Here is a 26,281-nt window from a genome sequence, read left to right on the forward strand (position 1 = left end):
AGAATCTTGACGTGACGACCAATCAGCAGGCCGACCCCCTCATCGGGCGGCTTGTCGACGGTCGCTACCGGGTCAGGGCTCGGATCGCCCGCGGCGGCATGGCCACGGTCTACGTCGCGACCGACCTCCGGCTCGAGCGCCGCATCGCCCTCAAGGTCATGCACGCGCACCTGAGCGACGACTCCTCGTTCCAGAGCCGCTTCATCCAGGAGGCGCGTGCGGCGGCCCGTCTCGCCGATCCGCATGTGGTCAACGTCTTCGACCAAGGCCAGGACGGCGAGCTCGCCTATCTCGTGATGGAGTACCTGCCCGGCATCACGCTGCGCGAGCTCCTGCGCGAGCAGAAGCGCCTCACGGTGCCGCAGACCATCACGATCATGGATGCCGTGCTGGCCGGGCTCTCGGCCGCCCACCGCGCCGGCATCGTGCACCGCGACGTCAAGCCCGAGAACGTGCTGCTCGCCGAGGACGGCCGCATAAAGATCGGCGACTTCGGCCTGGCCCGCGCCACCACGGCGAACACCGCGACCGGACAGCAGCTGCTCGGCACGATCGCGTACCTCGCCCCCGAGCTGGTCACGCGAGGCACGGCCGATGCCCGCAGCGACATCTACGCGCTGGGCATCATGCTCTACGAGATGCTGGTCGGCGAGCAGCCCTACAAGGGCGAGCAGCCGATGCAGATCGCGTTCCAGCACGCCACCGAATCGGTCCCGCGCCCCAGCATCCGCAATCCCGCCGTCCCCGAGCCCCTCGACGAGCTCGTGCTGTGGGCGACCGAGAAGTCGCCCGACGAGCGACCGGACGATGCGCAGCAGATGCTCGACCGACTGCGTGAGATCGAACGCGATCTCGGTATCGCGCCGGCTGTCGCGGCTGCCACGATGCCGCAGCGCGCGCAGGCCGACTCCGCCGACCTCACGAAGGTCATGCCGAGCACGATGGTGCTCCCCGATCCCACCGCGCCGACGGCGACGGCCGTCGACAACGCCACGCTGCTCCGCCGCCGCTCCTCGCGCCGACGGGCGCGCGGAGCCCTCCTGCTCACTCTCGTGCTCCTGCTGGCCACGGTCGCCGGTGGCGTGGGGTGGTGGTTCGGCTCCGGACCCGGTTCGCTCGTGGCCGTGCCCGACGTCGCCGGGCTGTCGTACGACGACGCCGCGAACGCCCTCACCGCCGAGGGATTCACCCCCGCGCGGGGCGAGGAGAACTCGATCGACGTGGCACGCGACCAGGCCATCAGGACGGATCCCGAGCAGGGGCAGCGCCTCGACAAGGGCACGACCGTCACCGTGTACATCTCGATCGGGCCGGCCGCCCACACGGTCGACGCGCTCAACGGCATGGACGAGCAGGAAGCGCGGGACTACCTCGCCGACATCTCGGTGAACGTCACCCAGGACCCGCTCGTGCTGTTCTCGGATGCAGACGAGGGCCGCGTCATCAACGCCTACGTCACCCCGCGCGACGGCGGCGATGTGTACGCGTGCGGCGACGGCTGCGAGATCCTCGAAGACGACACGGTCGAGCTGTACGTGTCGGCGGGCGCATTCCCGGACGTGTCGGGCATGTCCGTCGACCAGGCCACATCGACGCTCACCGACAAGGAGCTCCAGGTGGCTCCCGAGCTCGCCTACGCGTTCAGCGAGAGCCTCGAGAAGGATCTCGTGATCGGCGTGGCCGACCGTGCGACACAGGGCAACTGGCGTCCGGGCGACACGGTGACCCTCATCGTCTCGAAGGGTCCCGAACTGTTCCCGGTGCCCGATGTCACCGACCGGACCCTCGTCGAAGCGAAGCAGATCCTCTCGGATGCCGGTTTCACCGCGACGTACGCGGCCTGGGGCGACCTCCCGGGCTTCGCCGAGATGGCCAGGGTGACGTCGCAGGACCCCGGCTCCGACAAGACTCTCCCGCGGGGCGGCACCGTTCAGCTGTCCATCCAGCTCAGCGGCTGAGCCGCGTCGCACCACGACGAAGGCCCTCCCCGATCCGGGGAGGGCCTTCGTCGTCGCGCGGGTCGATCAGCGCTTCTCGAGCTCCTCGGCCACGAGGAACGCCAGCTCGAGCGACTGCATGTGGTTCAGACGCGGGTCGCACAGGCTCTCGTAGCGGGTCGCCAACGCGGCCTCGTCGATGTGCTCCGATCCGCCGAGGCACTCGGTGACGTCGTCGCCCGTGAGCTCGACGTGGATGCCGCCGGGGAACGTACCCACCGAACGGTGCGCCTCGAAGAAGCCGCGCACCTCGTCGACCACGTCGTCGAAGCGACGGGTCTTGTAGCCGGTCGGCGTCGTGATGCCGTTGCCGTGCATGGGGTCGGTGACCCACAGCGGCTGAGCGCCCGAGTCGCGGACGGCTTCGAGCAGCGGCGGCAGCGCGTCGCGGATCTTGCCGGCGCCCATACGCGTGATGAACGTGAGACGACCGGGCTCGCGGTTCGGGTCGAGCTTGTCGATCAGCGCGAGCGCCGTCTCGGGCGTCGTGGTCGGGCCGAGCTTCACGCCGATGGGGTTGCGGATCTTCGAGAAGTAGTCGACGTGGGCGCCATCGAGCTCGCGGGTGCGCTCCCCGATCCACAGGAAGTGGGCCGAGGTGTTGAACGGGGTGTCCGTGCGCGAGTCGATGCGGGTCATCGGACGCTCGTAGTCCATCAGCAGACCCTCGTGGCCCGTGAAGAACTCGACGCGCTTGAGCTCGTCGAAGTCGGCGCCGGCCGCCTCCATGAACTTGATCGCGCGGTCGATCTCGGCGGCCATGCGCTCGTAGCGCTGGTTGGCCGGGTTCTGTGCGAAGCCCTTGTTCCACGAGTGCACCTCGCGGAGGTCGGCGAAGCCGCCCTGCGTGAAGGCGCGGATGAGGTTCAGCGTCGATGCGGCCGTGTGGTACCCCTGGAGCAGGCGACCGGGATCGGCCTGACGCGAGCCCTCGGTGAAGTCGTAGCCGTTCACGATGTCGCCGCGGTATGCGGGCAGGGTGACGTCGCCGCGGGTCTCGGTGTCGCTCGAGCGGGGCTTGGCGAACTGCCCGGCCATGCGCCCCATCTTCACGACGGGCATCGACGCACCATAGGTCAGTACGACCGCCATCTGCAGGACGGTCTTGATCCGGTTGCGGATCTGATCGGCGGTGGCGCCGGCGAACGTCTCGGCGCAGTCGCCGCCCTGGAGCAGGAAGGCCTGCCCGGACGCGGCGCGCGCGAGTCGATCACGGAGGTTGTCGACCTCGCCGGCGAACACCAGGGGCGGAAGCGCTGCGATCTGCGCGGAGACCTCGGCGACGCGCTCGGCGTCGCCCCACTGAGGCTGCTGCTTGATCGGGAGCGCGCGCCACGCGTCAAGCGCGTCGATGTGGTGCTGGAGCATGCCCTCCAGCCTAGTGCGCGCGCGGAGCGCGGGACGCCTCAGGAGCGCCGTGTGACGCGCACCGGGAGGCGGTCCTTCACGGTCGATGCGTAGACGTCGTCGTACTCCTGCTCCCCCAGCCTCTGGAGGGCCACCATGATCTCGTCCGTGACGGAGCGGAGGATGTAGCGGTCGTTCTCCATCCCCTGGTATCGCGAGAAGTCGAGCGGCTCGCCGATGACGATGCCCACACGCACCACTCGTGGCACCTTCTGTCCGATCGGCATGGCGGTGTCGGTGTCGACCATGATCACGGGGATCACGGGGACCTTGGCCTCGAGGGCCATGCGGGCGAGGCCGGTGCGGCCGCGGTAGAGCTTGCCGTCGGGGCTCCGCGTGCCCTCGGGGTAGATGCCGAGCAGGTCGCCGCGTCCGAGCACCTGCAGTCCGGTGTTGAGCGAGGCCTCGGACGCCTTGCCGCCGGAACGGTCGATCGGGATCTGCCCGGTGGCCTTCATGAAGAACTTGGTCGCCCAGCCCTTGATCCCGCGACCCGTGAAGTAGTCGCTCTTGGCGAGGAAGGACATCGGTCGGTCGATCACGAGCGGCAGGAAGATCGAATCGGCGAACGAGAGGTGGTTGCTGGCGAGGATCGCCGCGCCGCTCCGCGGTACGTTCGCTCGCCCCACGATCCAGGGGCGGAAGACCGCCTTGACCACGGGGCCGATCGCGACGTACTTCATCAGCCAGTAGAACATCGATGTGAAGTCTAGCGCCGCGTGCACCGCGAACCATCGGCGGCGACTCAGTTCCACCTTTCATGCGACCCGATACCATGCCCTAGACTCGGGAGGGACACCGTACCCGACCGGTACCGAAGGAGCTGCCGTGGTCCAGTTTGAAGTCCCCGCCGTCGTCCCCGCCGACCCCGACGCGAACATCACCGACCTGCTGGTGAAGCGTGTCGAGGCCACCCCGGATCGCCCCCTGTTCGCCGTCCCGGACGGCGAGAACTGGCGCGACATCTCCGCCGCCGACTTCCAGACCGCGGTCGTCGCTCTCGCGAAGGGGTTCGTCGCCGCCGGCATCCAGCCCGGCGAGAAGGTCGGGTTCCTCGCCCGCACGACGTACGAGTGGTCGCTCATCGATTTCGCCCTCTTCTACGCGGGCGCGGTCATGGTTCCGATCTACGAGACCAGCTCGCCCTCCCAGATCCAGTGGATCCTGGAGGACTCCGGCGCGATCGCCCTGATCGTCGAGTCGCCGGAGCACTTCGCCCGCGTCGACGAGGTGCGCGGCGACCTGCCGCTGCTGCGCGAGGTGTGGCAGATGCATCTCGGCGCGATCGACACGCTCACGGCGCAGGGCTCCTCGGTGACGGATGCCGAGATCGAGCGGCTGCGCAGCATCGCCGTCGGATCCGACATCGCGACCCTGATCTACACCTCCGGCTCGACCGGACGCCCCAAGGGCTGCGTGCTCACGCACAGCAACTTCGTGGAACTCTCCCGCAACTCGGCGAAGGCGCTCGACGAGGTCGTGCAGACGCCGGGCTCCTCGACGCTGCTGTTCATCACGACTGCGCATGTGTTCGCCCGCTTCATCTCCATCCTCAACGTGCACGCGGGCGTGCGCACGGGACACCAGCCCGACACGCGCCAGCTGCTCCCCGCCCTCGGATCCTTCAAGCCCACCTTCCTCCTCGCGGTCCCCCGCGTGTTCGAGAAGGTCTACAACTCCGCCGAGCAGAAGGCCGAGGCGGGCGGCAAGGGCAAGATCTTCCGCGCCGCCGCCGATGTCGCGATCGAGCACTCGAAGCTCCTCGAAGAGGGCAAGAGCATCCCGTTCGGCATGCGCCTCAAGTTCGCCCTCTTCAACAAGCTCGTCTACGGCAAGCTGCGCGACGCCATGGGCGGACGTGTTGTCTACGCGGTGTCGGGGTCCGCGCCGCTCGGCGCCCGCCTCGGCCACTTCTTCCACAGCCTCGGCGTCGTGATCCTCGAGGGCTACGGCCTCACCGAGACGACGGCCCCTGCGACCGTGAACCTCGCCGACAAGTCGAAGATCGGCACGGTCGGTCCGGCCCTCCCCGGTGTGGGCGTGCGCCTCGCCGACGACGGCGAGATCGAGGTGCGCGGCATCAACGTGTTCCGCGAGTACTGGAACAACCCCGAGGCCACGGCCGAGGCGTTCAGCGACGGTGGCTGGTTCCACACGGGCGACATCGGCAGCTTCGACACCGAAGGCTTCCTGACCATCACCGGCCGCAAGAAGGAGATCATCGTCACGGCCGGCGGCAAGAACGTCGCCCCCGCCGCGCTCGAGGACCCGATCCGCGCGAACCCGATCATCGGCCAGGTCGTCGTGGTCGGCGATCAGAAGCCGTTCATCTCGGCGCTCATCACCCTGGACCCCGAGATGCTGCCCACCTGGCTCGCGAACAACGGCCTCGACAAGGACATGCCGCTCGCCGAGGCCGCCGCGAGCGACGCCGTCCACGCCGAGGTGCAGAAGGCGGTGGATGCCGCGAACACCCGCGTCTCGCGCGCCGAGTCGATCCGCAAGTTCACGATCCTCGACAGCGAGTGGACCGAGGCCTCCGGTCACCTCACCCCGAAGATGTCGATCAAGCGCAACGTGATCATGAACGACTTCGCCGACGAGATCTCCGCCATCTACGACGAGCCGGTCTCCACCACCAACGTCGCGATCGGCGGCTGATCGCCGAAGAGCACGAAGCCCCCGCCGTGCGGCGGGGGCTTCGTCATGCGACCACGGGTCAGAACCAGGCGCTCTCGCGCACCTCGCGCATCGCGACCTTGCGTGTCTCGGCATCGAGACGCGAGAGGTACAGCTTCCCGTCGAGGTGGTCCGTCTCGTGCTGGAGCGCCTGCGCCAGCAGCCCCTCCCCCTCGAGGACGACCGGGTCTCCGTCGAGATCGATGCCCTCGACCCTCGCCCAGGGATGGCGCAACGCGTCGTGCCACAGGCCGGGCACCGACAGGCAGCCTTCGCCGGTCGGCACGGCCTCGCCCCGCACCTCGGTGAGCACCGGGTTTATGACGTAGCCGATGTCGCCGTCGATGTTGTAGCTGAAGGCGCGCAGCGCGACGCCGATCTGCGGTGCCGCGACGCCGGCGCGCCCCGGGACCTCGACCGTGTCGACGAGGTCGGCGACGAGCGCGCGCACCCCGTCGTCGATCGCCTCGATCGGGGCGCACGTCGTGCGCAGCACCGGATCGCCGAACACCCGGATCTCGCGGACCGCCATCAGGCGCCCGTCGTCCGCAGGCCTTCGACCAGCAGCGCCGCGAGCTCACGCGCGGCGACCCTGGTCTCGGGCTGCAGGTTGGCGAAGACGATCGCGCCGCCTCCCGCGATCTGCGGGTCGTAGGGCATCCTCACGACGTGCCGCGCTCTGGTGCGGAAGTGCGCCTCGAGCTCGGTGAGTCGCACGAGGGGTGCTCCAGGGGTCGACTGGTTCAGCACGACGACCGCGTCCCGTGCCTGCTCGGCGTACCCGTTCGTCTCGAGCCAGGTGAGCGTCTCGGAGGCGAGGCGCGCCTCGTCGACGCTGAGGCCCGACACGATGACCAGCTGGTCGGCGAGATCGAGGGTGGCCGACATCACCGAGTGCACGATGCCGGTGCCGGTGTCGGTGAGCACGAGGGAGTAGTAATGCGCGGCGACGTCGGCGACGTCGCGGTAGTCGCTGTCGCTGAAGGCCTCGGCGATGCGAGGGTCGGAGTCCGAGGCGAGCACGTCGAGACGTGTGGCGTCACGGGCCACGATCGCCGAGATGTCGTGATAGCCCTTGACGTCGTCGTGGATGCGCACGAGGTCGCGGACCGAGCGCGTGTGGTTCGGACGCACGACGCGATCGGCGAGCGTCCCGCGGTCGGGATTCGCATCGACCGCGATCACGCGATCCTCGCGGGCGTCGGCGAGAGCCATCCCCAGCAGACTGGTGATCGTCGTCTTGCCCACGCCGCCCTTGCGCGACAGCACCGGGATGAAGCGGGCTCCCCCGGGCAGTGGCGCGGCGATGCGCGCCGTCAGCGCCTTGCGCTCGCGCGCGCGACGTCCGTCGCCGATGTTGAGGCGCCGTCCGGAGATCGTGTAGAGGAAGTGGCTCCAGGCGCCCTCCGGCTCGGGCTTGGTCACGCGGTGCGGATCGAGCAGACGGTCGGCGGTCAGGAGGTCGCTGCTCTCCCGCGTGGTGTCGCTGAGCTCGCCGAGACGCTTCGAGGTCAGCTGCACCTCGGTGCGAGCGGCGCGCGTCGTCGGCGCGACCGCCGAGCGGGGTGTCGGGGCGTCCACGGCTCTCTCCTTCTCGGCGCGTTGCGGCCTCGCGACACTGGCCCGCGCTCGTGATCTGGTCTCCAGGTCGGCGTTCGCCCTCGCGACGAACGCGGCGGCGGCCTCCGCCTCGGCTGCCGCCGCCGTCGCGGGGGCGGTCGCGGATTCGAGCGCGGATGCCGTGTCCTCGGCGACCTCCGCCTCGAGGATCGACTCGCGCTGCCGCTGCGCGGAGGCGGGCTCCGGCTGGGGCTCGGGCTCGGACTCCGGCTCCGGGTCCAGCTCCGGCTCAGGCTCCGGCTCCGGGTCCAGCTCCGGCTCAGGCTCCGGCTCCGGCTCCGGCTCAGGCTCCGGCTCCGGCTCCGGCTCCGGCTCAGGCTCAGGCTCAGGCTCAGGCTCAGGCTCAGGCTCAGGCTCAGGCTCAGGCTCAGGCTCAGGCTCGACCACCAACTCGGGTTCCGGTACCGGCTCCGACTCGGGCTCCGACTCCGACTCGGGCTCCGGCTCCGGCTCCGGCTCGGACTGCGGCTCGAGTTCCGGCGCGGGCTTCGGCTCGGGCGGCAGCTCGATCACCATGGGTGCACCGAGGGCGGCATCCGAGATCTCGGCCGCAGCCTTCGCCGCCGCGACGGGCTCGTCGATGACGAGGTCGGCGATGATCTCGCCGTCCACGACTCCGTCGTCTTCGAGAGCGTCGTCCTCGTCCTGGGGAATCTGCACGTTCACCTGCGCGATGCCGCCGATGATGCCGATGCCCGTCGTGTCGATCGACGCGGCGTCGTCGAGCACCCCCCGGGACTCCTCGTCCGGCGGTTCTGCCACATTCTTCGGGATCACGTCGTCACTCCACACTCATGCGGGCCTCGGGTGCGCTGCATCGAGCGCGGCCCTGCCGCACAAGATTAGTGCTCGGGGCGGATCACGACCAAAAGATCTCCGGCATCCACCTGTTGCGTCTCCCCGATCGCGAGACGCTCCACGACCCCCGGCACGGGGGCGGTGATCGCCGCCTCCATCTTCATCGCCTCGATGGATGCGACGGGTTGTCCCGCGCTCACGGCGTCGCCGACGGCGACCTTGAGCGTCACCACGCCGGAGAACGGCGCGGCCACCTGACCGGGCACCGACGTGTCGGCCTTCTCGACCTCGTGTGCGTCGACGGCGATCGAGCGGTCGCGCACGAACACCGGCCGCAACTGACCGTTCAGCGTCGTCATGACGGTGCGCATGCCGCGCTCGTCCGCATCGCCCACCGCCTCGAGACCGACGTACAGCTGCACGCCGCGGTCGATCTCGACGAGGTGCTCCTGCCCCTGCACCAGGCCGTACAGGTAGTCGCTCGTGTCGAGCACGGAGAGGTCTCCGTACTGCTCACGGACCTGGGCGAACTCGCGGGTGGGCGCGGGGAAGAGCAGCGCGTTCAGACGCGCCCGACGCTCGGCTCCGCCTGCGGCAAGGGCGGCCCTGTCATCGTCGGAGATCTCGGTGAGCCCCGCGCGCACCGACCGCCCGGCGAGGACCTTCGACCGGAACGGCTCGGGCCATCCGCCCGGCAGGTCGCCCAGCTCGCCGGCCATGAAACCGACCACCGAATCGGGAACGTCGTACTTCTCGGGATTCGCCTCGAAGTCCGCAGGGTCGGCCTTGACGGCGGCGAGGTGCAGCGCGAGGTCGCCGACGACCTTCGACGACGGCGTGACCTTCGGCACGCGGCCGAGGATGCGGTCGGCCGCGGCGTACATGTCCTCGATGAGCTCGAAGTCCTCGGCGAGGCCGAGCGCCTTCGCCTGCTGGCGCAGGTTCGAGAGTTGACCGCCGGGGATCTCGTGGTGGTACACACGCCCCGTGGGGCCGGGAAGCCCCGACTCGAACGGCGCGTAGGTGCGGCGCACCGCCTCCCAGTACGGTTCGAGATCGGAGACGCCGGCGAGGTCGATCCCGCTGTCGCGTTCGGTGTGCGCGAGCGCGGCGACGAGCGACGACAGCGACGGCTGGCTGGTCGTTCCGGAGAGCGGTGCGGATGCCGCATCCACCGCGTCCACCCCGGCGGCGCCGGCCGCGAGCAGCGTGGCGAGCTGGCCGCCGGGGGTGTCGTGCGTGTGCAGATGCACCGGCAGGTCGAAGCGCTCACGGAGAGCCGAGACGAGCCTCGCCGCCGCGGCGGGGCGCAGCAGCCCCGCCATGTCCTTGATCGCGATGATGTGGGCGCCGGCCTCGACGATCCGGTCGGCGAGCTCGAGGTAGTAGTCCAGGGTGTAGAGGTCTTCGGCCGGGTTCAGGAGGTCGCCCGTGTAGCAGAGCGCGACCTCGGCGACCGCCGTCCCGGTCGCACGCACCGCATCGATGGCCGGCCGCATCTGCTCGACGTCGTTCAGGGCGTCGAAGATGCGGAAGATGTCGACGCCGCTCGAGGCGGCCTCCTGCACGAACGCCTCGGTGACCTCGGTCGGGTACGGCGTGTAGCCGACCGTGTTGCGTCCGCGGAGGAGCATCTGGATGGCGACGTTCGGCAGCGCGGCCCTCAGCGCGTCGAGACGCTCCCACGGGTCCTCGCCCAGGAAGCGGAGGGCGACGTCGTACGTCGCCCCGCCCCAGGCCTCGACCGACAGGAGACCCGGCGTCAGGCGCGCGATGTACGGCGCGACGGCGACGAGATCGCGGGTGCGCACTCGCGTCGCGAGGAGCGACTGGTGCGCGTCGCGGAAGGTCGTGTCGGTGATCGCGAGGGCGCTCTGCTCGCGCAGGCTCCGCGCGAACGCCTCGGGGCCGAGCTCGAGCAGCCGCTGGCGCGATCCCGGGAGCGGCTCCGCCGTCAGATCGACCGCCGGCAGCTTGCTGCGCGGGTCGACCACGCCGGGATGCGCACCGTGCGGCTTGTTCACCGTGACGTCGACGAGCCAGTTCAGGATCTTCGTCCCGCGGTCCTTCGACGCGCGCCCGCGCAGCAGCTCGGGGCGCTCGTCGATGAACGACGTGCTGACGTCGCCCGCCACGAAGGCGTCGTCGTCGAGCAGCGCCTGCAGGAACGGGATGTTGGTCGACACGCCGCGGATCCGGAACTCGGCGAGGGCGCGACGGGCGCGGGCGACGGCTGCGGGGAAGTCGCGTCCGCGGCACGTGAGCTTGGCGAGCATCGAGTCGAAGTGCGGACTGATCTGCGCGCCCTGGTGCACCGTGCCGCCGTCGAGACGGATGCCGGCGCCACCGGGCGATCGGTAGGTGGTGATCTTCCCGGTGTCGGGACGGAAGCCCTGGGTCGGGTCCTCGGTCGTGATCCGGCACTGCAGGGCCGCACCGCGCACGCGCAGATCCTGCTGCTGCAGCCCGAGGTCGGCGAGCGTCTGTCCCGAGGCGATGCGCATCTGACTCTGCACGAGGTCGACGTCGGTGACCTCCTCCGTGACGGTGTGCTCGACCTGGATGCGAGGGTTCATCTCGATGAAGACGACCTCGCCCGTGCGCTCCCCCGCGGTCTCGAGCAGGAACTCCACCGTGCCGGCGTTCTCGTAGCCGATCGAGCGCGCGAAGGCGACCGCGTACCCGTGCAGGGCCGTGCGGATGTCGTCGTCGAGGTTGGGGGCCGGGGCGATCTCGACCACCTTCTGGTGGCGTCGCTGCACCGAGCAGTCGCGCTCGAACAGGTGCACGGTCTCACCGGTCTTGTCGGCGAGGATCTGCACCTCGATGTGCCGCGGACGCACGACCGCCTGCTCCAGGAACATGCGGGGGTCGCCGAAGGCGCTCGCGGCCTCGCGCATCGCCTCGGCCAGGGCGGGGGCGAGCTCGGCTGCCGTCTCGACGCGCCGCATCCCACGGCCTCCACCGCCGGCGACGGCCTTCGCGAACAGCGGGAACCCGATACTCTCGGCCTGGGCGACCAACTCGTCGACGTCGTCGGACGCCTCGGTGGAGCGCAGCACCGGCACTCCGGCCTCGATCGCGTGCCGCTTGGCCTCGACCTTGTTCCCGGCCATCTCGAGGACCTTCGCGGGCGGTCCGATGAAGACGATGCCGTTCGCGGCCGCCTTCTCGGCGAGCTCGGGGTTCTCCGACAGGAATCCGTACCCGGGGTAGATCGCGTCGGCGCCGGCCTCCGTCGCGACCCGGATGATCTCGTCGACATCGAGGTAGGCGCGCACGGGATGCCCGCGCTCGCCGATCTCGTAGGCTTCGTCGGCTTTGAGCCGGTGCACCGAGCCTCTGTCCTCGTGGGGGAAGACGGCGACGGTCCGCGCCCCCACCTCGTATGCCGCACGGAAGGCACGGATCGCGATCTCGCCGCGGTTGGCCACCAGGATCTTCTGGAACATGCACACCTCTGAAAGCTCGATGCGCGACGTTTTCGGCACGCACGGGGCGGGGCTGAGTGTGCACCCAGCCTAGGGGAAGGTAACGTGGAGTCCGTGCACGTACTCAGCGTCAGCTCTCTCAAGGGAGGCGTCGGCAAGACGACCGTGACTCTCGGACTGGCCTCAGCGGCCTTCGCCCGTGGTGTTCGCACCCTCGTCGTCGACCTCGACCCCCAGTCGGATGTGTCCACCGGAATGGACATCCAGGTAGCCGGTCGGCTCAACATCGCCGATGTCCTGGCGAACCCGAAGGAGAAGGTCGTCCGTCAGGCGATCACCTCCAGCGGCTGGGCCAAGGTGCACCCCGGCACGATCGACGTACTGATCGGCAGCCCGTCCGCCATCAACTTCGACGGTCCGCACCCGAGCGTGCGCGACGTCTGGAAGCTCGAGGAGGCACTCGCCGCCGTCGAGGCCGACTACGACCTCGTGCTGATCGACTGCGCCCCTTCGCTCAATGCCCTCACCCGCACGGCGTGGGCGGCGAGCGACCGTGTCATGGTTGTCACCGAGCCCGGACTGTTCTCGGTCGCCGCCGCAGACCGCGCCCTGCGCGCGATCGAGGAGATCCGTCGCGGCCTCTCCCCCCGGCTGCAGCCCCTCGGCATCGTCGTGAACCGCGTGCGCCCGCAGTCGATCGAGCACCAGTTCCGCATCAAGGAGCTGCGCGACATGTTCGGCCCGCTGGTGCTGTCGCCCCAGCTGCCCGAGCGCACCTCGCTGCAGCAGGCGCAGGGCGCAGCGAAGCCGCTGCACATCTGGCCCGGCGACTCGGCACAGGAGCTCGCATCGGACTTCGATCAGCTGCTCGACCGCATCATCCGCACCGGACGCATCCAGGTTCCGGAGACCGGCCCGCAGGCCTGACGCACCCGTCGTCGTCCGCACAGCAGAACGGCCATCCTCTCGCGAGGGTGGCCGTTTCTCGTGTGCGAGGCGTGAGCCTACGCGGAGCGCTTGGCGCGACGGGCGCTGAGCTCGTCGACCGGGTCGGGAGCCGTCGGGTCGAACTCGACGAGCGTCGACTCCACCTCGCGCAGCACCTTGCCGACGGCGATGCCGAAGACGCCCTGTCCACGGCTGACGAGGTCGATGACCTCGTCGTTCGAGGTGCAGAGGTACACGGACGCGCCGTCGCTCATGAGGGTGGTCCCCGCGAGATCGCGGATGCCGGCGCGACGAAGCTCCTCGACCGCGGTGCGGATCTGCTGCAGGGAGATGCCCGTGTCGAGCAGGCTCTTGACGAGCTTCAGCACGAGGATGTCGCGGAAGCCGTAGAGACGCTGCGAGCCGGATCCGCTCGCGCCGCGGACCGTCGGCTCGACGAGCTCGGTGCGGGCCCAGTAGTCGAGTTGACGGTAGGTGATGCCGGCCGCGCGAGCCGCGACCGCACCGCGGTACCCGACCTCGTCGTCCATGGCGGGCAAGCCGTCGGTGAAGAGGAGTTCGGTCACGAACCGCGGGTCGCCTGCGCGCTCATCCGCATCCATCTGAATCCTCCTCGGGGCTGTTACCTCCACGCTAGAGCAGGCCCCCGGCAGCGGCAATGACATCCGTGCGAGCGCGAAGGTGTGTCGCAATCAGTTCGTTACGAAAGCAGTCTGGTCAGCGCGTCCTTGACGAAGAGCGCACGCACCTCGTCGATCTTCGACGCCAGCGTGGGGGCCAGCTCGTTCGCCTTGGCCCGGGACGCGGCATCCGTGCGACGCAGCAGAGCCGACATGGCCGACTCGATCAGGGCGACCTCGCGGTCGGCCCCCTGACGCAGCGAACGCAGGTGACGGGGTTCGATGCCGTGGCGATCGAGGGCGACCAGGCCGCGCAGCAGTGTGACGGTCGCCTCCGGATACGACTCCTGCGCCGTGATGACCCCGGTGCTGATCGCATCGTTCAGCAGCTGCGGCCCTGCTCCCGCAGCCGACAGCAGTTCATCGCGGCGGTAGCGTCGCGGCGTCGGCGCGATCGACGGCGGTGCGATCAGTGCCGCGGTCTCGCCGTGCGCCTGCGCGTCGTCGAGCTGTTCGCGGATGACGCTCAGCGGCAGGTAGTGGTCGCGCTGCAGAGTGAGCCCGATGCGGAGACGATCGATGTCGTGGCTCGAGAACTTGCGATACCCGGACTCGGTGCGAGAGGGCGTGACGATGCCCTGCACCTCCAGGAAACGGAGCTTGCTCGACGTGAGATCGGGGAACTCGGGCGTGAGTCTCGCGAGCACCTGACCGATGCTCAGGAGACCCGCGGACGCAGAGCGTTCACGGGCGGGGGACGCCGCCATCAGCCGTTCGCCGAGACTCTATCGACCGGGGATGCGAAGAAGTTCAGACGGAACTTGCCCACGCGGAGTTCGGAGCCGTCGACCAGCGCACTACGATCGACGCGCTCACCGTTCACGTACGTGCCGTTGAGCGACCGCTGATCGATGATCTCGAAAGCGGTTCCGGAACGCGTGATCTCGGCGTGACGACGCGACACGGTCACGTCATCGAAGAAGATGTCGGCCTCGGGGTGGCGACCCACGGTCGTCACATCGGTGTCGAGGAGGTATCGGGCCCCGGCCAGCGCGCCCGAGCGCACCAGCAACAGGGCGGAACCGGAGGGCAGCGCTGAGATCGCGCTCTGCTCCACGTCCGTGAGCTCCACGCCGAACGGCACGAAGGAAAGATCCGAATCGTGCCCGAACGTCTGGGTCACGTCGTGCCTCTGCTCGCCGGAACGGTGGATCGCGGCGTCTCCCGCCGGTCGGCTCTCGCTGTCTGTCACTGTGCCCTCCTGACAACCCAGACTAACGGATCCGAAGGCTCGCGCGGGAGGCCGGTTCGCACTCAGCCGCTGCATACCGGTACTCCATAGGCTGGACACGTGAAAACCACAGCTCGACGCCGATCCGCCACCCCGATCGCCCTCGCCGCCGCACTCCTGACGGCGCTCTTCGTGATGATCGCCCCGCTGTCGGCATCCGCGCACGACGCGTTGATCGCCTCGTCGCCCGAGGCGGACGGCACCGTCGACACGTTACCCTCCGTGCTGACGCTCACCTTCAGCGAGAAGCTGATCGTGGGCGACGGCGCCACCGAGGTCGTGGTGACCGACGCCTCAGGGGCGTCGGTGACCGAGGGAGCAGCGACCGTCGACGGCGCGATCGTCACGCAGCCGCTGGCCGCCGAGGCGCCCGCCGGTGCGTACCACGTGGTCTGGAAGATCGTCTCGAGCGACGGCCACCCGACGTCCGGCGAGTACTACTTCACGGTCGCGACCAGCACGATCGTCGAGCAGGATGCACAGACCCCGACGGCCTCGCCGACCGCGGAGGAGACGATCTCGCCGTCCGCCGCGACGCCTGAGCCCACCCCGTCGGCGACGACCGACGACGGCTCGGCGGCATCGAACTGGATCTGGCTGCTCGCGATCGCCGGCGTGCTCGTGATCGCCGTGGGCACCGTCGTCGCGTTCGCCCTGAAGGGACGCGGACGCGGAGCCGACGCGGAGGACGAGGCGGACGTCTCTCCCGATTCCGAGGACTCGACGGGGCGATAGGCTTAAGGCATGCCACATTACGACGTCGTCATCCTTGGTGCAGGTCCTGGCGGATACGTCGCTGCGGTTCGCAGCGCGCAGCTCGGCCTGTCCACCGCGATCATCGAGGAGAAGTACTGGGGCGGTGTCTGCCTCAACGTCGGCTGCATCCCCTCCAAGGCGCTCCTGAAGAACGCGGAGCTCGCGCACACCCTGAAGCACAAGGCCGACTTCTTCGGCATCTCTGGTGACTTCACGATCGACTTCGGCAAGGCGTTCGACCGCAGCCGCGAGGTCGCGGAGGGCCGCGTCAAGGGCATCCACTTCCTCATGAAGAAGAACAAGGTGACCGAGTACAACGGCCGCGGCACCTTCACCGGCCCCAAGGCGATCTCGGTCGCCAAGGCCGACGGCACGACCGAAGAGGTCACGTTCGACAACGTCATCATCGCCACCGGTTCGCGCGTGCGCCTGCTGCCCGGCGTCGAGCTCAGCCAGAACGTCGTCACGTACGAAGAGCAGATCATGACCCGCGACCTCCCGGAGTCGATCGTCATCGTCGGCGCCGGCGCGATCGGCATGGAGTTCGCCTACGTCATGACGAACTACGGCGTGAAGGTCACGATCATCGAGTTCCTCGACCGTGCGCTCCCCAACGAGGACGCCGACGTGTCGAAGGAGATCACGAAGCAGTACAAGAACTACGGCGTCGACATCCTCACCTCGACCAAGGTCGAGTCGGTCGTCGACAACGGCTCGTCCGTCACCGTCACCTACACCGGCAAGGACGGCCAGCAGTCGTCGATCGAAGCCGGCAAGGTGCTCATGTCGGTCGGCTTCGCCCCGAACGTCGAGGGCTTCGGACTCGACAAGACCGGCGTGAAGCTCACCGAGCGCGGTGCGATCGACATCGACGACCACATGCGCACGAACGTCGAGGGCATCTACGCGATCGGCGACGTCACGGCCAAGCTGCAGCTCGCGCACGTCGCAGAGGCGCAGGGTGTCGTGGCGGCCGAGACCATCGGCAAGGCCGAGACGCAGACGCTGGGCGACTACCGCATGATGCCGCGCGCGACGTTCTGCTCGCCGCAGGTCGCCTCGTTCGGACTCACCGAACAGCAGGCGAAGGATGAGGGGCGCGAGATCAAGGTCGCGACGTTCCCGTTCATGGCGAACGGCAAGGCGCACGGCCTCGGCGAGCCCGTCGGCTTCGTCAAGCTCATCGCCGACGCCGAGCACCTCGAGCTCATCGGCGCGCACATGATCGGCCCCGACGTGTCCGAGCTGCTCCCCGAGCTGACCCTGGCCCAGAAGTGGGACCTCACGGCACTCGAGCTCGCGCGCAACGTGCACACGCACCCGACGCTGTCGGAGGCGCTGCAGGAGGGCTTCCACGGCCTCGCGGGGCACATGATCAACTTCTGATGCGGCACGGCTCAATGCGACGAAGGAGCGTTGAGGCGTGACGGATCAGGGTTGAGCGAGCGAAGCGAGTCGAAACCCCAGGCAGTAGCGGAAGGGCCCGGATGCCACGGCATCCGGGCCCTTCGTGCGCTCCGGTCAGTCCACCGGCTCCTCCCAGCGGAGTTCGAGCCGCGCGGGCAGCGCTCCACGCACCGTCCATCCCGGCGGCGCGACGGCACGCAGCTCCCGGGGCGTGTACGAGCGGCGGATGCTGAGCAGGCCGTCGATCCGGATGAACGAGCCCCGCAGGAACGTCGAGGCGAGCACCGCGGTACCGACGTCGAACAGTCGATAGGCCGCCCGACTCCGTGCGATGTCGCGATGCACGACCACGCCTCCCGGGAGGACGAGCCGCCGCGTGTCGTCGAGCATCTCCCGTCGCTCGGTGTCGGTGAGGTGGTGCAGCACGTGGTTCGAATAGACGACGTCGAAGCGCTCGCCCGCCGCGACGAGGTCGGCGACCAGCGCACGGCGGTACCGCACTCCCGCTCCCCCGTCGTTCGCTGACGCCCAGCGCACGGCCCTGTCGTCGGCGTCCAGCGCCGTGACCTCGGCGACCAGGCCCTCTCGTCGCACGCGACGCGCGATCATCCGGCTCACATCGCCGCCGCCCGACCCGACGTCGAGGACGCGCACCGCGCCCTGCCGCGCCCGCGGCAGCACATCTCGCAGCAGAAGGCCCGGCCGGGCGACGGCGGCGTTCACGAGACGGAACCGGTCGTACGTGCGCTCCAGCATCCCGAGATCGGCGTGCGGATCGTCCATGAGCTCGACGAGATCGGTCGCTCGCGTGCTCAGGTCGATCGTCATCCCTCGGCCACGACGGTCATGAGGGCGCTCTCCGCCGTGAGGCCCGGGCCGAAGGCCATCGCCGCGAGCCGGGACCCGTCCGCAGCGCCGCTCGCGAGGATGTCGCGGATCACGAACAGCACGGTGGCGCTCGACATGTTGCCGTAGTCGTGGAGGACGCCGCGTGCCGGCGCCATCTGGACGTCGGTGAGACGCAGCCGGTCCTGCACGCGGTCGAGGATGCCGCGGCCGCCGGGATGCACGGCCCAGTGCACCACCTCGTCGCCGATGCGTCCGGCGTCGAACGCGCTCCGCATCCGCTCGTCGGCGTCGAACAGCGGGCGCACCGCGTCGAGGATCGTCTCGCCGATGATGTGCGGCACCGCGGTGGAGAGGACCATCTCGAAACCCGTGTCGCCGATCGTCCACGCCATGTCCTTCTCACCCTCCGGGGCGATGGCGGTGTGGAAGCGGTCGAGGGCGACCGCTGCGGTCAGGGTGGGCAGGTCGCGTGCGGTGACGATGCCCGCGGCGGCCCCGTCGGCGAACAGCGAGGAGGCCACGATCACGTCGGGGTCGTCGGAGGAGCGCAGGTGCAGGGTGCACAGCTCGACGCTCACCACGAGCACGACGGCCATGGGGTCGGCGAGGCAGAACTGGCGGGCGGCGCGCAGCGCGGGCATGGCCGCGTAGCAGCCCATGAACCCGAGGTGATAGCGCTGCACGGAGTCCGAGAGCTCCAGGGCGCGCGCGACCTCGTAGTCGGGTCCCGGGGCGTGGAATCCGGTGCACGACGCCGTGATGACGTGCGTGACGTCGGACGCGTCGATGTCGGGGTCCGCGGCGATCGCCCGCCGTGCGGCCTCGACGACGAGCCTGGTCGCCTCCCGCGCGTAGAGGTCGTTGCGCGCCTTGGTGCCCGGTGCGAGCAGCAGACCCGACTCCCGGTCGTAGAACACCGGCTCGTCGACGGAGACCGACGACGAGAGTTCGTCGACCACGGTGTGCCGCGTGGCGATGCCCGACTCGTTGAAGGACGCCCCGATCAGGCGCTGAGCGAGACGGCCGATGCCGGGCTGCGACGCGAATACGTCCCTGACCTCGTCCTGCGCGATCACGGTCTCGGGGACCACCGTCGCGAGGGAGCGGAGGAGGACGGATCGGCTCATGATGTCACTCAAGCATGCGGCGGGGAACCGGGGAAGGGGCTTGCGCCCCGCTCAGAATCCCAGCGCTCTGGCGAGCTTCGATCCGGATGCCGACTCGCGGCCTCCTGCGGCCGATACGGCGCGCTCGACGGCGGCGAACAGGGCCGAGCGACCCGCCTCGTCCACCGGCGCGGCCGGTCCGAGTTCGAACTCCCACTCCCGCCACTCGCGCACGACGTCGGCGCGCAGGTCGGTGGCGCGGACGTGGTCGTCGACGAACTCGGCGATCACGCCGCCCGGGCCCGTGAGGTGGAACGCGGTACGGGAGTTCTCGATGCGGGCGAGCGGCAGCAGCTCCCCGGTCGTCCAGCGCGAGAGGGTCTCGGCGACCCCGGAGGGCACCCCTTCGTCGTCTCCGAGCGGCCAGCCGATCTCGAGGCGCCCGTCGCCCTCGCGCGGCCCCTTGATGTGCCACCCGGCATCCGGACCCCCCGTGCGTCGGCGCAGTGCGACTCCGGAACGCGAGAGCTCGGCGTCAGCGGTGTCGAGGTAGCGCGCATCGAGCTCGCGCACCTCGCCCGCCGAGACCGCGTCGACCCCGGGCAGGCCGACCCAGTCGGGCAGCGGGGTGTCGGAGTCGACGTCGTACTTGCGCTCGACCTCGACGACCCGCGAGGGCTCGTCGGAGGACGCGGCCGTGTCGTGCGGGTCAGTCATCCGAGGGGTTGATGTCCTCGAGGGACTCGTCGAACCAGTAGTCCACCTCGGTGGGACCGTCGTCGTCACCCGTGTTCTGCGGCTCGCCGCGACGGTTGTAGACGATCTGCGTCTCGCTGTAGGGGACGATCAGCTTGTCGTCTGCGTCAGCGTCGAGAGGGATGATCTGCCCGTCCAGCGGGCCTCCGTGGAGTCGTGCGAGTGCCATCCCCTCACCATAGCCCTGCCGTGTCGGATCGCGGTCACGCCACGAGGACCCCGAGGACGGCGCCCGCGAGCATCCACGGCCCGAAGGCGATCCGGGTGCGGCGATCGGCCCGCCGGAGCAGCAGCAGGACGATCGCGTGCATCGCGCCGAGCACGAACGCGGACGCGGCCCCGATCGCGAGCGCCTGCCAGCCGTGCCAGCCGAGGACCAGGCCGATGACCGCCGCGAGTTTGACGTCGCCTCCGCCCATGCCGCCGCGGCTGATCGCGCGGAGCGCGGCGTAGAAGCCGCCGAGGATGAGGAGCCCCCATCCGGCACCGGTCAGGGATGCGGTGTCGCGGGTCACGAGCGCGTCTGCGGCGATCAGCACGAGGAGCGCGGCGAGGGTGGGCAGCACGATCCGGTCGGGCAGCCGATGCGTGCGCACGTCGATCACCGCGAGACGGCAGGCGACGACGAGGAGCACCAGGTACACGAAGACGATGAGCACGGTGCGCGGTTCCATGCGCGAAGGCTAGGCGACCCGGTGGGGTCACCGATCACGCGTGTGGATAACCCACTCCTCGTCCCTCCTCGGCGGGATCCACGCGATGTCGGAGGTTCGAACTAACGTGTGTTCCTCCAGTTGAGATATTAGAAGATACGTTCGAGGATGGATGCATGGCGATCGATGCGATGACGGCGATCTCCCCGGCGGGCGACTCCCGCGCCGGGGAGGTGTTGCGGCTGCGCCGCGAGATCAGCCGGATGCAGCGCCGACGCAGCGAGCACCCGCTGCTCCCCCTCGACCCCGCCTTCTCGTCCCTGCTCCCCGAACAGGGGCTCCAGACGGGCACCGCGTACACCGTCTCCCCCTCGCCCGGTCTCGTGCTCGCGCTCCTGAGCGCCGCCTCGGGCAAGGGGCTCTGGTGTGCGGTGGTCGGGATGCCGACGCTCGGCGTCGAGGCGGCCGCCGCGTTCGGCATCGCCCTGCCGCGACTGATCCTCGTCCCCGACCCGGGCGAGCGCTGGCTCGCGGCCACATCCGCCCTCGCGGAGGTCGTGCCGTTGATCGCGGTGCAGCCCGGCGGTCGGGTACGAGACGCCGAGGCGTCGCGGCTGGGTGCGCGTCTGCGCGATCGCGGGAGCACCCTGCTCGTCGCCGAGTCCGAGACCTCGGGGGCATGGCCGCAGAGCGAGGGCTCGATCCGCCTGCACGACCAGCGATGGCAGGGCATCGGCGAGGGCTGGGGGCTGATCGAGGGATCGACCGCGACCGTCACCGCCCGCACGCGGAACAGCCCTCTGGCGTCGAGCGTGCGGGTACGACTGCCCGGCAGCACGGGTGCCGTGGAGACCGTGCCGGAAGAGGTCGTCGCCGACCCGACCCCGCTGCACAGCCTGAGCGGTACCGACGCCGCACCCCCGCTGTACCCCCGGTTGGCGGTGGCCGGATGACCGCTCCCCTGCGCGTCCTCGTGCTGTGGTTCCCCGACTGGCCCCTGCGTGCCGCCCTCGGGGGCGCGCCCCCGCATCCGCCGACCGCCCTCGTGCACGCCAACACGGTCGTCGCCTGCACGGCCTCGGCTCGCGAGCACGGCGTGCGGGCGGGGCAGCGTCGGCGGGAGGCGCAGGGGCAGATCTCCTCGCTGCGGATCCTCCCGCACGATCCGGCCAGAGACGAGCGGGCGTTCCTGCCCGTGCTGCAGCTCATCGAGAGGCATGCGCCCGGTGCGGCTCTGCTGCGCCCGGGACTCGCCGCGCTCCGCGCCCGCGGCATCTCCCGCTACCACGAGGGGGAGGCCGAGGCCGGACACGCGCTGATCCGGATGCTCGCCGAGGCCGGCTACCCCGAGGCGCGCGTCGGCGTCGCCGACGGTCCGTTCACCGCCGAGCTCGCGGCGCGGGGCGGTGGCCCCTGCACGGTGATCCCGCCGGGTCGCGCCGAGGAGTTCCTGCATCCGCTGCCTGTACGGGTGCTCCGCGACGAGCAGCTCACGGGTCTGCTCGTGCGGCTCGGGGTACGCACACTCGGCGACTTCGCCGCGCTCGACGGAATCGAGGTGCGCGACCGCTTCGGCGAGCGCGGCGCCCGCCTGCACGCCCTCGCCGCCGGCGCGGACTCCCGTGCGGTCGTTCCGCGTGCTCCCGATCCCGAGCTCGTGCGCTCGATCGAGTTCGAGTCCCCCCTGGCCGGATCCGATCAGGTGGCATTCGCGGTGCGGCAGACGGCCGACGCGGTGCTCCTCGCTCTCGCCGACGCCTCGGTCGTCTGCACCGAGGTGCGCATCGACCTGACCGACGACGACGGGAGGGTGCACTCGCGCACGTGGCTGCATCCGACATGCTTCGACGCGGGCGATCTCGTCGACCGCGTGCGTTGGCAGCTCGAAGCCCTCGCCACCGAGTCCGCGAAGCACCCCGTCGACGAGGCCCGGGCCTTCGGCGGCATCGCCGAGGTGCGCATCGTCCCCGTGGCGATCGACGACGCCGCCCACCACCAGCCCGGCCTGTTCGGATCCGGCACCGACGAACGACTGCATCACGCCGTCTCCCGCGTGCAGACGATGCTGGGCCACCAGGGCGTCGTGACGGCCGCACTGTCCGGCGGACGCTGGCTCGCCGATCGCCAGGTGCTCACCCCGTGGGGCGAACGGAGCGTCGCACCGCGCGACCCCGACCGTCCGTGGCCGGGCAGTCTGCCGGATCCGCTGCCCGCCGAGGTCTTCCGCCCTCCCCGACCGATCGGGGTGCAGTCGTCCGCCGGCGAGACGATCGTCGTCGACGAGCGGGGCGCGCTCTCGGATGCCCCCGCGCGAATCGACGGCGACCGGGTGCAGGCATGGGCGGGCCCCTGGCCGATCCACGAGCGTCGATGGGAGAGCTCCGGCGGCAAGCGCGGGCACCGGCTGCAGATCGTCGACGACCATGATCGGGCCTGGTTGGTCTTCTCGGCGGGCGACCGCTGGTGGGCCGAGGGGAGGTACCGCTGATGGGCTGGCACAACCCTCCTCAGACCTGGCGCGAACTCGAACGCACGCTGAGCGGCGAGGAGTCCCCGTACCCGATCGGCGGCCCCGAGCCCCGGCTCGACCGCCCGGATCCGGGACCGGTCAGCACACGCAAGAAGCGCACACCGCCGACCATCGTCGACCGCCCCGACGACGCCGTACCGTACGCCGAGCTGCATGCGCACTCCTCCTACTCCTTCCTCGACGGGGCCTCATCGCCGGAAGACCTGCTCGCCGAGGCCGAACGACTCGGCCTCACCGCGCTCGCCCTCACCGACCACGACGGCTTCTACGGCGCCGCGCGCTTCGCCGAGGTCGCCGAGCTCATGGACCTGCGCCTGCAGACCGTCTACGGCGCCGAGCTGTCGATCGGGCTCGACGCCCCGCAACGCGGAACAGCCGATCCGATGGGCGATCATCTGCTCGTGCTCGCCGACGGCCTCGAGGGGTATCACCGGCTCTCCGCCGCGATGACGACCGCGCACCTGCGTGGCGGCGAGAAGGGGCGGCCGGTGTACGACCTCGAAGAGCTCGCGGCGACGGGCGACGGGCACTGGACGATCCTCACCGGATGCCGCAAAGGCGGCGTCCGCCGTGGACTCGACGCCGGCGACGCGGTGACGCCGCTGCGCCGTCTGATCGATCTGTTCGGGCGCGACCGCGTCGCGGTCGAGCTGTTCGACCACGGCGACCCCCTGGACACACGGCGCAACGACACCCTCGCGACCCTCGCCCGTCGGCATCGCCTGCCCGTCGTGGCGACGAACAACGTGCACTACGCCACGCCCGACCGCGCCGCTCTGGCCGAGGCCGTGGCCGCGGTGCGCGCAGTGCGCAGCATGGACGAGCTCGACGGCTGGCTCCCCACCCACGGTGGCGCGCACCTGCGCAGCGGGGCGGAGATGACCGCCCGGTTCCGCCGCTACCCCGGAGCCATCTCGTACGGGCTGGAGCTCGCCGCGGCGTCCGCTTTCCCCCTGCGCAGGGCGCGTCCCGCCCTGCCGCGTCAGGAGGTGCCGGAGGGGCACACGCCCATGACGTGGCTGCGGCATCTGGTGTGGGAGGCCGTGCCGACGAAGTATCCGCGGCTGGACGACGACGGCCGGCGACGCATCCACCGCGAACTCGACGTGATCGAGGAGAAGGACTTCCCGGGCTACTTCCTCATCGTGCACGGCATCGTGTCGGAGGCGCGGCGTCTCGGCATCCTGTGCCAGGGCCGGGGGTCGGCCGCGGCGAGCGCGGTGTGCTACCTGCTGGGCATCACCGCGGTCGATCCGATCCTCTACCGGCTGCCGTTCGAGCGCTTCCTGGCGACCACGCGCTCGGAGGAGCCCGACATCGACGTGGACTTCGACTCCGATCGTCGCGAGGAGATCATCCAGTGGGTGTACCGCGAGTACGGGAGGGAGCGGGCGGCGCAGGTGGCGAACGTCATCCAGTACCGCCCCAAGAACGCGATCCGCGACATGGCCAGGGCACTGGGGCACTCCCCGGGGCAGCAGGACGCATGGTCTCGTCAGGTCGACGGATGGAGTCACGGTCTGGAGATGGCAGAGGGCCACGACATCCCCCCGACCGTGGTCGAGTATGCGGGAGAGCTGCTGAAGGCGCCGCGGCACCTCGGCATCCATTCGGGCGGCATGGTGCTCACTGCTCGCCCCGTCGGCGAGGTCGTTCCGGTCGAGCACGCCCGCATGGAGAACCGCACCGTCATCCAGTGGGACAAGGACGACGCCGCCTGGATGGGGCTCGTGAAGTTCGATCTGCTGGGTCTCGGCATGCTCGCCGCCCTGCAGCACTGCTTCGACATGATCCGCGAGGCGACCGGCGAGGCATGGACGTTGGAGACCCTGCCCAAGGAGGAGCCCGCCGTCTACGACATGCTGTGCCGAGCCGACTCGATCGGCGTGTTCCAGGTGGAGTCCCGCGCACAGATCGGCCTGCTCCCCCGGCTGCAGCCCCGGTGCTTCTACGACCTCGCGATCCAGATCGCCCTCATCCGCCCCGGTCCCATCCAGGGCGGGGCCGTGCATCCGTTCGTCCGCCGCAAGATGGCGAAGGACGCCCTCGACGAGGAGAACCGCGCTCGTGCGACCAGGGGCGAGGAGCCGGTGCGGCTGGACATCCCCTACCCGCACAGCGACCTGCAGCCGATCCTGGAGCGCACGCTCGGCATCCCGATCTTCCAGGAGCAGCTGATCCAGATGGCGACCGCCATCGGCGACTGCACGGCGGACGAAGCCGATCTGCTGCGGCGCGCGATGGGCTCCAAACGGGGACTGGAGAAGATCGAGAAGGTGCGCGACAAGCTCTACGCGGGGATGACGCGGCGTGGCCTCTCGAAGGACCAGTCCGACCGCATCTACGCGCAGATCCAGGCGTTCTCGAATTTCGGGTTCGCCGAGTCGCACTCCCTCTCCTTCGCACTGCTCGTCTATGCGAGCTCGTGGCTCAAGCTGCACTACCCCGCGGCCTTTCTCGCAGGTCTCCTCCGCTCGCAGCCCATGGGCTTCTACTCGGCGTCGACGCTCACCTCGGACGCCAGACGGCACGGGGTGGAGGTGCGTCGCCCCGACTTGCACGCCTCGGGCGCCACCGATCAGCTCGAGGCGCTCGACGACTCGCGCGCGAAGATGCCGACGGGCCTGACCTCGTGCGGCGACCACGACCAGCCGGAGGTGCCGCGGTTCGATCGATCGCTGCCCGACGTCTCGACCGCGCATCGGCGCGACGGCGGGTACGCGGTGCGGCTGGGCCTGAGCGGCGTGCGCGGCATCGGCCTCCCCCTGGCGCGGCGGATCGTGGCGGAGCGCGAGGAACACGGCCCGTACCGCGATCTGCACGACCTCGTGCGGCGCACCGACGCCACGGCTGCGCAGGTGGAGTCGCTCGCCACGTCGGGAGCGTTCGAGTGCCTCGGGCTGCAGCGTCGGGAGGCGATGTGGCTCGCCGGCGCCGCGGCCGACGACCGCTCCCGGTATCTGCCGGGCACGACGGTCGCGGTGCAGCCTCCCCTGTTCGCCGACCAGTCGAGCTACGAGCGGCTCTCGGCCGACCTCTGGGCGACGGGCGTCTCGACCGACGACCACCCGATGGCGCACTTCCGTGCGGCGCTGAGCGATCGGGGCGTGCTCTCGTCGCGAGATCTGCAGTCGCATGAGACCGGTCGCCGGGTCGAGGTCGCCGGGCTCGTGACGCACCGGCAGCGGCCGGCGACCGCAGCCGGTGTCACGTTCCTGAACCTCGAAGACGAGAGCGGACTGGTGAACGTGATCTGCTCGACCGGGGTGTGGGGGCGTTACCGCCGGGTGGCGCGGGATTCACCTGCGCTCATCATCCGCGGCATCCTCGAACGCTCCCCGGAGGGCGTCATCAACATCCTCGCCGACGCCTTCGAGGATCTCCGCACCGGAGTCGCGCATCGGTCGCGGGATTTCCGATGACGGATCACGGC

21 protein-coding genes are annotated in these 26,281 nt (G+C 70.1%); 8 read left to right on the plus strand and 13 right to left on the minus strand.

Annotation, left to right across the window (positions count from 1 at the left end):
* Positions 1–11: 11 nt before the first annotated feature.
* Positions 12–1,958, plus strand: a complete 1,947-nt coding sequence (gene pknB / locus ACIPYT_RS16610; protein ID WP_401076772.1) for a Stk1 family PASTA domain-containing Ser/Thr kinase — start codon at positions 12–14, stop codon at positions 1,956–1,958.
* 66 nt (positions 1,959–2,024) lie between these two features.
* On the opposite strand, the gene ACIPYT_RS16615 is transcribed toward pknB, so the two are convergent.
* Entirely contained in the window at positions 2,025–3,365 is a 1,341-nt protein-coding gene (locus ACIPYT_RS16615) for a class II 3-deoxy-7-phosphoheptulonate synthase (RefSeq protein ID WP_401076775.1), read from the minus strand.
* Between the two features lie 38 nt (positions 3,366–3,403).
* Complete coding sequence (locus ACIPYT_RS16620; RefSeq protein WP_401076778.1) at positions 3,404–4,102, minus strand: lysophospholipid acyltransferase family protein; 699 nt, start codon at positions 4,100–4,102, stop codon at positions 3,404–3,406.
* 130 nt (positions 4,103–4,232) lie between these two features.
* On the opposite strand from ACIPYT_RS16620, the gene ACIPYT_RS16625 reads away from it, so the two are divergent.
* Positions 4,233–6,065, plus strand: a complete 1,833-nt coding sequence (locus ACIPYT_RS16625) for an AMP-dependent synthetase/ligase (RefSeq protein ID WP_401076781.1) — start codon at positions 4,233–4,235, stop codon at positions 6,063–6,065.
* A gap of 58 nt (positions 6,066–6,123) precedes the next feature.
* Here the strand turns inward: ACIPYT_RS16625 and def are convergent, their stop codons facing one another.
* The 3 genes from def to ACIPYT_RS16640 form a co-directional block, all read right to left on the minus strand.
* Positions 6,124–6,615: a peptide deformylase gene (gene def, locus ACIPYT_RS16630; protein WP_401076784.1), complete on the minus strand. Its 492-nt coding sequence runs from the start codon at positions 6,613–6,615 to the stop codon at positions 6,124–6,126.
* A complete protein-coding gene (locus ACIPYT_RS16635) occupies positions 6,615–8,480 on the minus strand; it encodes a MinD/ParA family protein (protein WP_401076787.1) in 1,866 nt (621 codons plus the stop codon). The genes def and ACIPYT_RS16635 overlap by 1 nt, the downstream gene beginning before the upstream one ends.
* Positions 8,481–8,545: 65 nt before the next feature.
* Complete coding sequence (locus ACIPYT_RS16640; protein WP_401076790.1) at positions 8,546–11,953, minus strand: pyruvate carboxylase; 3,408 nt, start codon at positions 11,951–11,953, stop codon at positions 8,546–8,548.
* 93 nt (positions 11,954–12,046) lie between these two features.
* Between ACIPYT_RS16640 and ACIPYT_RS16645 the strand changes: the two genes are divergently transcribed.
* Positions 12,047–12,859, plus strand: coding sequence for a ParA family protein (locus ACIPYT_RS16645; RefSeq protein ID WP_401076793.1), 813 nt, complete (start codon positions 12,047–12,049; stop codon positions 12,857–12,859).
* A gap of 77 nt (positions 12,860–12,936) precedes the next feature.
* On the opposite strand, the gene ACIPYT_RS16650 is transcribed toward ACIPYT_RS16645, so the two are convergent.
* The 3 genes from ACIPYT_RS16650 to ACIPYT_RS16660 form a co-directional block, all read right to left on the minus strand.
* A complete protein-coding gene (locus ACIPYT_RS16650) occupies positions 12,937–13,482 on the minus strand; it encodes a MerR family transcriptional regulator (RefSeq protein WP_050723717.1) in 546 nt (181 codons plus the stop codon).
* A gap of 98 nt (positions 13,483–13,580) precedes the next feature.
* Positions 13,581–14,267 (minus strand): MerR family transcriptional regulator, encoded by a 687-nt coding sequence (locus tag ACIPYT_RS16655; RefSeq protein ID WP_401076796.1) that lies wholly within the window; start codon positions 14,265–14,267, stop codon positions 13,581–13,583.
* Positions 14,267–14,752 carry an FHA domain-containing protein gene (locus tag ACIPYT_RS16660; protein WP_401076799.1) on the minus strand — a complete coding sequence of 162 codons (486 nt, stop codon included), beginning with the start codon at positions 14,750–14,752 and terminating at the stop codon, positions 14,267–14,269. Before ACIPYT_RS16660 ends, ACIPYT_RS16655 begins: the two co-directional genes overlap by 1 nt.
* Before the next feature lie 99 nt (positions 14,753–14,851).
* Here ACIPYT_RS16660 and ACIPYT_RS16665 point away from each other — a divergent pair, with 99 nt between their 5' ends.
* Together ACIPYT_RS16665 and lpdA are read left to right on the plus strand one after the other, a co-directional pair.
* Positions 14,852–15,526 carry a copper resistance protein CopC gene (locus ACIPYT_RS16665; RefSeq protein ID WP_401076802.1) on the plus strand — a complete coding sequence of 225 codons (675 nt, stop codon included), beginning with the start codon at positions 14,852–14,854 and terminating at the stop codon, positions 15,524–15,526.
* A 9-nt stretch (positions 15,527–15,535) separates the two neighbouring features.
* Positions 15,536–16,933 (plus strand): dihydrolipoyl dehydrogenase, encoded by a 1,398-nt coding sequence (gene lpdA, locus ACIPYT_RS16670; protein WP_401076804.1) that lies wholly within the window; start codon positions 15,536–15,538, stop codon positions 16,931–16,933.
* A 135-nt stretch (positions 16,934–17,068) separates the two neighbouring features.
* Here the strand turns inward: lpdA and ACIPYT_RS16675 are convergent, their stop codons facing one another.
* The 5 genes from ACIPYT_RS16675 to ACIPYT_RS16695 are packed head-to-tail and all read right to left on the minus strand — an operon-like array spanning position 17,069 to position 20,339.
* On the minus strand, positions 17,069–17,782 hold the full coding sequence (locus ACIPYT_RS16675) for a methyltransferase domain-containing protein (RefSeq protein WP_401076807.1): 714 nt from the start codon (positions 17,780–17,782) through the stop codon (positions 17,069–17,071).
* Positions 17,779–18,930, minus strand: a complete 1,152-nt coding sequence (locus tag ACIPYT_RS16680) for a type III polyketide synthase (protein ID WP_401076810.1) — start codon at positions 18,928–18,930, stop codon at positions 17,779–17,781. The genes ACIPYT_RS16675 and ACIPYT_RS16680 overlap by 4 nt, the downstream gene beginning before the upstream one ends.
* A gap of 51 nt (positions 18,931–18,981) precedes the next feature.
* Entirely contained in the window at positions 18,982–19,626 is a 645-nt protein-coding gene (locus ACIPYT_RS16685; protein ID WP_401076812.1) for a CYTH domain-containing protein, read from the minus strand.
* Positions 19,619–19,834: a response regulator gene (locus ACIPYT_RS16690; protein ID WP_401076815.1), complete on the minus strand. Its 216-nt coding sequence runs from the start codon at positions 19,832–19,834 to the stop codon at positions 19,619–19,621. The genes ACIPYT_RS16685 and ACIPYT_RS16690 overlap by 8 nt, the downstream gene beginning before the upstream one ends.
* A gap of 34 nt (positions 19,835–19,868) precedes the next feature.
* A complete protein-coding gene (locus ACIPYT_RS16695) occupies positions 19,869–20,339 on the minus strand; it encodes a prepilin peptidase (protein ID WP_401076817.1) in 471 nt (156 codons plus the stop codon).
* 155 nt (positions 20,340–20,494) lie between these two features.
* Between ACIPYT_RS16695 and ACIPYT_RS16700 the strand changes: the two genes are divergently transcribed.
* Genes ACIPYT_RS16700 through ACIPYT_RS16710 form a run of 3 tightly spaced genes read left to right on the plus strand, consistent with a single transcriptional unit; the run spans position 20,495 to position 26,270 of the window.
* Positions 20,495–21,271 carry a hypothetical protein gene (locus tag ACIPYT_RS16700; protein ID WP_401076820.1) on the plus strand — a complete coding sequence of 259 codons (777 nt, stop codon included), beginning with the start codon at positions 20,495–20,497 and terminating at the stop codon, positions 21,269–21,271.
* The gene (locus ACIPYT_RS16705; protein WP_401076823.1) at positions 21,268–22,806 is read left to right on the plus strand and encodes a DNA polymerase Y family protein; all 1,539 of its coding nucleotides are present in this window, start codon (positions 21,268–21,270) and stop codon (positions 22,804–22,806) included. Before ACIPYT_RS16700 ends, ACIPYT_RS16705 begins: the two co-directional genes overlap by 4 nt.
* A complete protein-coding gene (locus ACIPYT_RS16710) occupies positions 22,806–26,270 on the plus strand; it encodes an error-prone DNA polymerase (protein WP_401076825.1) in 3,465 nt (1,154 codons plus the stop codon). Before ACIPYT_RS16705 ends, ACIPYT_RS16710 begins: the two co-directional genes overlap by 1 nt.
* The last annotated feature ends 11 nt before the right edge of the window (positions 26,271–26,281 follow it).

This window comes from Microbacterium sp. NPDC089695, assembly GCF_044749085.1.
Taxonomy (GTDB): domain Bacteria; phylum Actinomycetota; class Actinomycetes; order Actinomycetales; family Microbacteriaceae; genus Microbacterium.

What these genes read in the sequence shown, in the direction of transcription:
- ACIPYT_RS16700 (WP_401076820.1), top strand. Translation starts at nt 20,495, where the DNA reads ATGGCGATCGATGCGATGACGGCGATCTCCCCGGCGGGCGACTCCCGC.
- ACIPYT_RS16615 (WP_401076775.1), bottom strand. Translation starts at nt 3,365, where the DNA reads ATGCTCCAGCACCACATCGACGCGCTTGACGCGTGGCGCGCGCTCCCG.
- lpdA (WP_401076804.1), top strand. Translation starts at nt 15,536, where the DNA reads ATGCCACATTACGACGTCGTCATCCTTGGTGCAGGTCCTGGCGGATAC.
- ACIPYT_RS16695 (WP_401076817.1), bottom strand. Translation starts at nt 20,339, where the DNA reads ATGGAACCGCGCACCGTGCTCATCGTCTTCGTGTACCTGGTGCTCCTC.
- ACIPYT_RS16675 (WP_401076807.1), bottom strand. Translation starts at nt 17,782, where the DNA reads ATGACGATCGACCTGAGCACGCGAGCGACCGATCTCGTCGAGCTCATG.
- ACIPYT_RS16710 (WP_401076825.1), top strand. Translation starts at nt 22,806, where the DNA reads ATGGGCTGGCACAACCCTCCTCAGACCTGGCGCGAACTCGAACGCACG.
- ACIPYT_RS16655 (WP_401076796.1), bottom strand. Translation starts at nt 14,267, where the DNA reads ATGGCGGCGTCCCCCGCCCGTGAACGCTCTGCGTCCGCGGGTCTCCTG.
- ACIPYT_RS16690 (WP_401076815.1), bottom strand. Translation starts at nt 19,834, where the DNA reads ATGGCACTCGCACGACTCCACGGAGGCCCGCTGGACGGGCAGATCATC.
- ACIPYT_RS16650 (WP_050723717.1), bottom strand. Translation starts at nt 13,482, where the DNA reads ATGGATGCGGATGAGCGCGCAGGCGACCCGCGGTTCGTGACCGAACTC.
- ACIPYT_RS16685 (WP_401076812.1), bottom strand. Translation starts at nt 19,626, where the DNA reads ATGACTGACCCGCACGACACGGCCGCGTCCTCCGACGAGCCCTCGCGG.
- ACIPYT_RS16620 (WP_401076778.1), bottom strand. Translation starts at nt 4,102, where the DNA reads ATGTTCTACTGGCTGATGAAGTACGTCGCGATCGGCCCCGTGGTCAAG.
- ACIPYT_RS16640 (WP_401076790.1), bottom strand. Translation starts at nt 11,953, where the DNA reads ATGTTCCAGAAGATCCTGGTGGCCAACCGCGGCGAGATCGCGATCCGT.
- def (WP_401076784.1), bottom strand. Translation starts at nt 6,615, where the DNA reads ATGGCGGTCCGCGAGATCCGGGTGTTCGGCGATCCGGTGCTGCGCACG.
- ACIPYT_RS16705 (WP_401076823.1), top strand. Translation starts at nt 21,268, where the DNA reads ATGACCGCTCCCCTGCGCGTCCTCGTGCTGTGGTTCCCCGACTGGCCC.
- ACIPYT_RS16680 (WP_401076810.1), bottom strand. Translation starts at nt 18,930, where the DNA reads ATGAGCCGATCCGTCCTCCTCCGCTCCCTCGCGACGGTGGTCCCCGAG.